A 7,282-nucleotide genomic window follows, 5' to 3' on the forward strand; every position below is an offset into this window, starting at 1 on the left:
CCGCGGGGCCTGACCCACCCCGCGGCGGCGGCCGGTCAGCCGGCGGTGAGTCTCGCCTTCACCATCGCGGCCACCCGGCCGCCCTCGGCTCGGCCGGCCACGGCGGCCTGCACGGACTTCATCGCCGGGCCGATCGCCTTCGGCCCGGACAGGTCCAGCTCGGTGAGCACGCGGTCGATGATGGCGGCCAGCTCGTCGTCGCCGAGCGGGCGTGGCAGGTACTCGCCCAGCACCTCGCCTTCGGCGCGTTCCCGGTCGGCCTGCTGGGCGCGGCCGACCGCGGCGTAGGCGTCGGCCGCCTCCCGGCGCTTCTTCACCTCGCGGGTCAGGACCTTCGAGACCTCGGCGTCGTCGAGGACGCGGGCGGTGGCCCCGGCGACCTCCGCGTCCTTCACGGCCGCCAGCGCCAGCCGAAGGGTGGACGTGCGCAGCTCGTCGCGGGACTTCATCGCGGTGGTCAGGTCGGCGCGGAGCCGCTGCTGCAGCGTGCTCCGTTCCGTGGGGGTGCTCATAGTCAACGAAGCCTATGGTCCGCGAGAGACCTGGTCACGCCTGGCCACGGAGGTGCGACGGCCGGGGTGGCGCCCGGCCCCACCGGACCGGGGATGAGACTGTGTTGCACGGCCCGGGGCACACCACCGCCACGACGGTGGTCCCTCCGGCGCGGTGGGCCCGCCGGGCCGAATGCGCGGCACGGGGGATGGCGCCGGGGGTAGGAGCGGTCGGGACGCGAGCGGTCGAGCCACGAGCGGTCGGGGTGCGAGCGATCGGGACGCGAGGTTGGACGCGAGGTTGGGACGCGAGGAGGTCGTGGTGGTGAGTGCGGGAGTGCCGAGGCGCTGGGCGGCGCGCGGGGTCGCGGGGCTCGCAGCGTCGGTCGCGGTGGCCGGGACGGGCGCGCTCGCCTACGGCTCGCTGTACGAGCGCAACGCCTTCACGCTGCGTCGGCTCTCGGTCCCCGTGCTTGCCGCCGGCGCGCGACCGCTGCGCGTGCTGCACCTGTCCGACCTGCATGTCACGGCGCGCCAGTGGGGCAAGCTGGCCTGGCTGGCGGAGCTGGCCCGGCTGGTGCCGGACCTGGTCGCCCTCACCGGTGACGTCGTCTGCGCCGAGGAGGCCCGCGGCCCGCTGCTCACCGCGCTGGCGCCGCTGTTCTCGTTCCCGGGCGTGTTCGTCCCCGGCAACAACGACTATTTCGTCCCCGCACTGACCAGCCCGCACCGGTACCTGAACCGGTCCGAGGCGGCCGAGCCGACCGGCGTCCCGCTGGACTGGGCGGGTCTCGCCAAGGACCTGACCGCGGCGAGCGGCTGGACGGAGCTCACCAACGCCCGGACCGTACTCGCGGCCGGCGGCAGCCGGATCGACGTGCGCGGGGTCGACGACGCCCGGCTGCGCCGCGACCGGCCGGACCTCGTGGCCGGGGGCGCGCAGCCCGGCACGGAGCTGGCGCTCGGCCTGTCGCACACGCCGGAGCCGCGAGTTCTCGACGCCTTCACCACCGACGGGGTCGGCCTCATCCTGTCGGGTCACACCCACGGCGGCCAGATTCGGCTGCCGGGAATCGGGGCGCTGGTGAGCAACTGCGGGCTCGACCGGTCTCGGGTCCGCGGGCTGTCCCGCCACGCGACCGCCGCGGGAGCGTCGTGGCTACACGTGTCCCCGGGCCTGGGGACCTCGCCCTTCGCGCCGGTCCGCCTCGGCTGCCGCCCCGAGGCGACGCTGCTCTGCCTGACCGCGGTCCCGTCTGCCTGAGCGCGGTCCCTCTGGCTGACCGCGGTCCCGTCTGGCTGAGCGGTCTCGTCTGGTTGAGCGGCGCCCGACCGCGGTCCCTGGCCGCCCGGCTGCGGCCCCGTCCCGACGTCCGGCGGAATCCGTGGGCACCGCCTGCCCTGATCCACCGCTGCGTCGGGTATGCTTCATCTCGGTCGCGGGGTGTGGCGCAGCTTGGTAGCGCGCTTCGTTCGGGACGAAGAGGTCGTGGGTTCGAATCCCGCCACCCCGACCACGCAAGGCCCTGGCCTCAGGCTCCCACGGGAGCGTCGGACCAGGGCTTTCGTCGTCTCTGGGGTCGCACCGAAGTGACCACGCCTGGCCTGCTTCGCCGAAGGCCCGTCGCCACGGCGGGGTAGCGTCGCGCTGTGAGTCCGATTCGTGAGGTGCTCGCTCGGGTCTACGTCGAATCGCGTGACGGCGAATCGCTTGACGACGAATCGCGTGACGGCGAATCGCTTGACGACGTGCTGCCCCTCTACCAGCGACTGGCCGGTGACGCGCCCACGCGCCGCTTTGCCTTCCGCGACGTCGAGTTGGCGTGGGTCGGCCCCTTCCTCCTGGTGGCGGGGACGCCCGCCGCACTGGCGCCGTTGCGCAACCGCGCCGCGACCGTGCTCGTCGATGACCTCGACGTCGTCGCCGAGGCGATCATCTCGGCCGGCGGTGTACTGATCGAAGGGCCCGGCGAGGCGCCCAACGGGTCTCGACTGATCGCCGAGCATCCCGACGGGACGGTGTTCGAATATCTGCACATCGTGACGTAGGGTCGGGTGTTCGAAACTCGCTGCCCGGTTGCGCGTCGGCAGGGCGCCGCGGCCGGAAGACACCCTCGTCGGCAGCTGACGCGTTGCGGCCGGTGCGGGTTGTTTTCGTGGCCGGCCGGTCATGGCGTGGCCCCGGGAGCCGGGTGCTCTACCGTGTACCCAGTACTTCCCGGGCTCATGATCGATCATTGACCCGGCTACGTTAAGATCGCACGATGGAAAAGGGAAAGCGGGAGACTGTGGCCAAATACCGTCGAGTGGTCGTAAAGCTAAGTGGCCGGGCGATCGCCGGTTCTGCCGAATTCGGTTTCGATTCCAATGCGCTGGAGCATCTCGCCCGGGAAATCATCGCGGTGCGTCAGTCCGGGGTCGAGGTGGCGATCGTCGTCGGCGGTGGAAATCTCTTCCGCGGCAACCAATCGGACCGGTGGGGGATCGATCGGGTCGAGGCCGACAACATCGGGATGCTCGGCACGGTCATCAACAGCCTGCTGCTGCGGGGCAAGCTGACCGCCCTCGGCGAGGACAACCTGCGGGTGATGACGGCGGTCCCGGTACCGGCGGTGGCCGAGCCCTATATCCGGCTGCGAGCCGTGCACCTGCTGGAGAAGGGTGCGACAGTCATTCTCGCCTGCGGGAACGGCCAGCCCTTCCTCACCACCGACTACCCGGCGGTGCAGCGCGCGCTGGAGCTGGGTGCGGACGCGGTGCTCGCCGCCAAGGACGGCGTCGACGGCGTCTACGACAGCGACCCGAAGATCAACCCGGACGCCCAGCGCTTCTCTCACCTCAGCTATGACGAGGTGATCAGCCGGGGCTTGCGGGTCATGGATCAGTCCGCATTCATTCTCGCCCGCGACTTCGGTATCCCGCTGCACATCTTCGACATCGAGCAGCAGGGTGCGATGACGGCGATCTGTCGCGGCGAACACCGGGGGACCGTCATCGACACCACCGGCGGGAAGTCGGGTTCCGCGGCGCTGGCGAGTTCCGCCGAAACGGTGGTGTGAGCCGCGGCGCCGCCGGTCGGCGAGGTTCTCATCGCCTGCTGTCGGCCGACGCCGTGGTTGTGCTTCCGCGGTGGTGGGTGGCGGTAGGCCGTGCCATTGTCGGCATACGGTGAAGTTGACGGTCGGGATTCGGTTCTGTGTTCACTCTGGCATGATTCGCCCGGTTCGACCCGGCCGGGCCGGTACCGACACGTGGCCGGTACCGGCGCCGGGCTCAGCGGTGCTGGCTCACTAGCGGTGGTGGCTCGCTAGCGGTGGTGGCTCAGAAGCAGGAGTAGGTGGTGCTCGAGGAGGTGTCCGTGGTCGACATGCCGTCCGCGGTGCCGGTGGTCACGGTCTTGAACTGGGCCTGGCCGTTGTAGCTGCAGGGCACCGAGGTGCCCTCGCCGATGCCGCTCCCGCCCCAGTACGACTTCTTGACCGGGGTCCCGACGGACGTCCACTGCCCGTTCGCGTACTTCCGCAGCTGATTGCTGATCTGCATGTTGCCCGTGTACCGGGGGTCACAGGTGATCCCACCGTTCGCGAAGATCGTCGAGCCGCCGGTGGGCGGCCAGGCGGTGACGGTGCAACCGGTCGCCTGAATCGGGGTGGACGCGTCGGCGGGGATGGCGCCGAACAGGCCGGCCGCCACGGCGCCGGTCGCGCCGACGGCCGCGGTCCGCAGTGCTGCGCGAGTGCTGGGCACGGTTTCCTCCAGGTGGGGGATGAACGAGGGATCGGAATGGGCGGTGGGCTTGGGGATGGGCGGTGGGCCCGGGGAAAAGCGGTGGCCCGGGGATGGGCGGAGCGGGACGGCGGCGGTAAGGCGGCCATCGTGGCGCGGGTTCAGGCCGGTGCCGCGCCGAAGGAGTACACCGGCCGCGGCGGAGGCCCGAAGAAGGTGCTGATGGTCACCAGGCGCGGCCGCTCGGTGAAGGTGACGACGTCGAGGCCCGCCAGCACGATCTGTCCGATGCTGTTGCGCAGCCCCCACTCCCAGCGGGCGCGATGGTGATGCACGTCGACCCCGCTGATGCGGACCGGACGATGCCCCGGATAGGGCGCGAGGAACTCGCCGATGAGATCGGCGAACTCGATGATGCCGGCCGCCTCGCCGAGCGGATTGGCGTAGGTCACCGCGGGGACGCAGCAGACGGCGAGCATGTCGTCGCGCCGGGACAGCGTGGGTTCCGCCCAGGCGGCGTAGAGGCCGTCGGCCACGGCGGCGAGCCGCTCTGCCATGGCGGCGTCGCTGCCCGCGCCGACGCTGTGCGCGTCGTGCCGCGCGGCGGGCTGGGTGCTCATGGGGCGAACCTCCGCCGGGCCTCGGCTCGTTGCAGTTTTCCGGACGGGGTCTTCGGCACCGAGCCCGGCTCGAGCACGAGCACCGTGTGCGGGGTCATCCCGAGCGCGGCGCGGACCTCCTGGGCGACGGCGCTCCTCAGCGCGGCGGGATCCGCCCCGCGGGTCTCGACGGCCACGGCGAGCCCCTCGCCGCCGAGGTGGCCGGGACGCGGGTACGGGAACGCGACGATGTTGCCCGCGCGGGCACCGTCGGCGCGGGCCGCGGCTCGCTCCACCTCCTCGGGGTAGATGTTGCGACCGCCGAGGATGATGATGTCCTTTCGGCGACCGCAGACGACCAGTTCGCCGCCGGTGAGGTAGCCGAGGTCGCCGGTGGCCAGCCACCCGTCGCGGGCGCGCAGGGCCGCCGCCGAGTCGGGATCGTCATGGTAGGAGGCGGCCACCGAGGTGCCGTGGACCTGGACCTCGCCGACCTTCCGCTCGGGCAGGATCCCGCCCGAGTCCGGGTCGACCACCCGGACCGACAGGCCGGGGATCGGCTCCCCGAGCAGCGCCAGCCGCCTCGTGCGCACCGCCGACCCGGCGGACCCAGGGCGCTCGGCGGACCCAGGGCGCTCGGTGAGCATGGGACGCTCGGTGGGCCCAGGACGCTCGGTGGGCCCAGGGCGCTCGGCCGCCTCGGGGGGCACGAACCGGGCCGTGCCCGCGGCCAGGGCGTCCGCGTCCACCGTGTCGTAGCGCGGCCCGCGTCCCACGGCGGAGAACGTGACCGCGACCGTGGCCTCCGCGAGCCCGTAGGCGGGCATGAAGGCGGCAGGGTGGAAGCCGTGACCGCCGGCGGCGTCGAGGAAGTCGTCGACGACCGCGGGATCGATCGGCTCCCCGCCGCACAGCGCGTAGGCAAGGCTGGACAGGTCCAGCCGGGGGCCGGCGCGCAGCAGCCGGGCCGCGACGGCGTAGGCGGAGCCGGGTCCGACCGTGTTGGTGGCGCGATGGTGGGAGACGAGCTGCATCCAGCTCGCCGGCCTGGCCAGGAAGTCGGCCGGGGAGGACAGCAGCGCGTCGCAGCGGCCGCACGCCATCGGCAGGACGAACCCGCCGATGAGCCCCATGTCGTGGGACAGCGGCAGCCAGGACAGCATCCGGCCGTGCACCGCCTCGTGGCTGGTCGCCACCCGGATGCCCTCGACGTTCGCCGCCAGGTTGCCATGGCTGATCCGGGCGATCTTCGGTGCGCCCGTGGTGCCGCTGGTCAACTGCAGGATCGCGGGAGCGTCGGCGGTCAGCATGGGTGGGCGCCACGGCGCACTCGGTGGGTCGCCGACCGCCTCGGCCAGCGGGATGACCCGTCCGGCCCCGCCGGACAGCGCCGGCACCGCGTCCACCCACGGCGCGCCGACCAGCACGAGCGGCTCGCCGAGCGCATCGAACCGGTCGCGGGTGGCGGCAAGGTAGCGGGCCAGGTCGACGGTGCGGGCGGGGGTGGGGGCCATGGTGAGGCTGCCGCCGGCGAGCCAGGTCGCCATCGCCGCGGTGATCGTCTCCCGCGACGTGTCGGCGAGGATCACCACCGGCCGGCCCGGCCCGACCCCGTGTGACTGCAGGCCCGCGGCGACGCGGCAGGCGTCCCCGTACAGCTCGGCCCAGCCGACCCGCCGTCCGCCGTCCGGTGCGAGGAAGGTCACCGTGTTCGGACCGGTGCTGGCCCGCCTCATGCGATCCAGCAGATAAACCATTGTGGGGCCCTCCCCGGCGGACGATCCCGTTATCGGGCGTCGCCGTCCGTGCTGTCCCGGTAGACGGCGAGAATGAGACGGTCCCAGTAGCGACCGCGGTAGAAGTCGTGCCTGCGCAGCCGTCCCTCGAGTTCGAGCGCGCCGCCGGCCGACTTCTTCCGATCGGCCCCCGCGAACTGCGGGTAGTTGAACTCGGGCACCTCGAAGTACAATTTCCGGAACGGCCAGATGTCGAAGACGTAACGCACGAACAGGTCCAGCGCCTCGACGGCCAGGCCGGACCCGGTGTAGTCGGCCGAGACCGCCGCGCCCACGTAGGCGTATCCCAGGGCGAATTCCGGGTTGTAGCAGATCGCGTGGCCGACTGGCCGGGCCGTCTCGATCGACTCGATCACGAACTGGGTCAGGACGCCCTGCCACAGCTCCTGTTCGAACTGCGGATACGACGGCACCGAGCCCCGGTAGCGCCAGCGAAAGCCGATCTCCGGGGTGACTGCGAGCTCGTACAGGAACGGTGTCGACGCCGGCAGCACCGGCATCAGGCGCAGGAACCGCCCGGCGAACCGGGGCGGCGGCAACGCGAGCGAGCCGGTGGTCCCGGTTGCGTTGGTCCCGTTTGCAGCGGTCCCGGTTGCGGTCGCGGTCCCGGCTGCAGCACCGGCCATCCCCGGCCCGGCGAGGCCCACGGGCGCGTCGAGGCCCGCGGGCG

At 72.3% G+C, this 7,282-nt stretch carries 8 protein-coding genes and 1 tRNA gene; 4 read left to right on the forward strand and 5 right to left on the reverse strand.

The features are described from left to right. Positions 1-35: 35 nt before the first annotated feature. Complete coding sequence (locus ND748_RS20920) at positions 36-512, reverse strand: GatB/YqeY domain-containing protein (protein WP_251747691.1); 477 nt, start codon at positions 510-512, stop codon at positions 36-38. A gap of 280 nt (positions 513-792) precedes the next feature. On the opposite strand from ND748_RS20920, the gene ND748_RS20925 reads away from it, so the two are divergent. The 4 genes from ND748_RS20925 to pyrH all read left to right on the forward strand — a co-directional run bounded on the left by ND748_RS20925 (position 793) and on the right by pyrH (position 3,550). After that, positions 793-1,755: a metallophosphoesterase gene (locus tag ND748_RS20925; protein WP_285902467.1), complete on the forward strand. Its 963-nt coding sequence runs from the start codon at positions 793-795 to the stop codon at positions 1,753-1,755. A 176-nt stretch (positions 1,756-1,931) separates the two neighbouring features. Beyond that, positions 1,932-2,008: transfer RNA gene (locus tag ND748_RS20930), tRNA-Pro, on the forward strand. Positions 2,009-2,159: 151 nt separating this feature from the next. Further along, positions 2,160-2,540 carry a VOC family protein gene (locus ND748_RS20935; protein WP_251747692.1) on the forward strand — a complete coding sequence of 127 codons (381 nt, stop codon included), beginning with the start codon at positions 2,160-2,162 and terminating at the stop codon, positions 2,538-2,540. A gap of 215 nt (positions 2,541-2,755) precedes the next feature. After that, complete coding sequence (pyrH, locus tag ND748_RS20940) at positions 2,756-3,550, forward strand: UMP kinase (RefSeq protein ID WP_044883895.1); 795 nt, start codon at positions 2,756-2,758, stop codon at positions 3,548-3,550. Between the two features lie 262 nt (positions 3,551-3,812). On the opposite strand, the gene ND748_RS20945 is transcribed toward pyrH, so the two are convergent. The 4 genes from ND748_RS20945 to ND748_RS20960 all read right to left on the reverse strand — a co-directional run. After that, the gene (locus tag ND748_RS20945) at positions 3,813-4,238 is read right to left on the reverse strand and encodes a hypothetical protein (RefSeq protein ID WP_251747693.1); all 426 of its coding nucleotides are present in this window, start codon (positions 4,236-4,238) and stop codon (positions 3,813-3,815) included. Positions 4,239-4,378: 140 nt separating this feature from the next. Then, on the reverse strand, positions 4,379-4,837 hold the full coding sequence (locus ND748_RS20950) for a hypothetical protein (protein ID WP_251747694.1): 459 nt from the start codon (positions 4,835-4,837) through the stop codon (positions 4,379-4,381). Further along, the gene (locus tag ND748_RS20955; protein ID WP_308205680.1) at positions 4,834-6,552 is read right to left on the reverse strand and encodes an AMP-binding protein; all 1,719 of its coding nucleotides are present in this window, start codon (positions 6,550-6,552) and stop codon (positions 4,834-4,836) included. The genes ND748_RS20950 and ND748_RS20955 overlap by 4 nt, the downstream gene beginning before the upstream one ends. Positions 6,553-6,602: 50 nt before the next feature. Further along, positions 6,603-7,282, reverse strand: a 680-nt coding sequence (locus ND748_RS20960) for a GNAT family N-acetyltransferase (RefSeq protein WP_251747696.1), incomplete at its 5' end; no start/stop codon positions are given.

The organism is Frankia sp. AiPs1, assembly GCF_023716945.1.
GTDB lineage: Bacteria > Actinomycetota > Actinomycetes > Frankiales > Frankiaceae > Frankia.